The 414-nt window shown below is 35.1% G+C and carries 1 protein-coding gene; it reads left to right on the top strand.

Annotated features, from left to right (window positions below; genetic code table 11):
* Positions 1-414: DUF825 domain-containing protein (locus D0S45_20905; protein ID TIH04238.1), on the top strand; the 414-nt coding region annotated here is incomplete at both ends.

The raw sequence follows: 414 nt of genomic DNA, 5'->3' as shown, positions 1-414 counted from the left end.
AAAAGATTCCCTTTTTATGTGGAAAAGGCTCGTATCAATAATTATGATTTTACGTATGGACAATTCCTCAATATCTTGTTCATTCGCAACAAAAYATTTTCTTYGTGCGGYRGTMAAAAAAAAYATGCTTTTTKGGAGAGAGATACTATTTCACCAATCGAGTCACAGGTATCTAACATATTCATAYCTAACGATTTTCCACAAAGCGGTGACGAAASGTATAACTTGTCCAAATCTTTCTATTTTCCAATTCGATCCGATCCATTCGTTCGTAGAGCTATTTACTCGATTGCAGACATTTCTGGAACACCTCYAAYAGAGGGACAAAKAGTCAATTTTGAAAGAACTTATTGTCAACCTCTTTCAGATATGAATCTATCTGATTCAGAAGGGAAGAACTTGCATCAGTATCTC

Origin of the sequence: Marinifilum sp. JC120 (assembly GCA_004923195.1) — a bacterium.
In the GTDB taxonomy this organism is placed as follows: domain Bacteria; phylum Desulfobacterota; class Desulfovibrionia; order Desulfovibrionales; family Desulfovibrionaceae; genus Maridesulfovibrio.
This window is presented reverse-complemented; position numbering and strand designations above follow the sequence as displayed.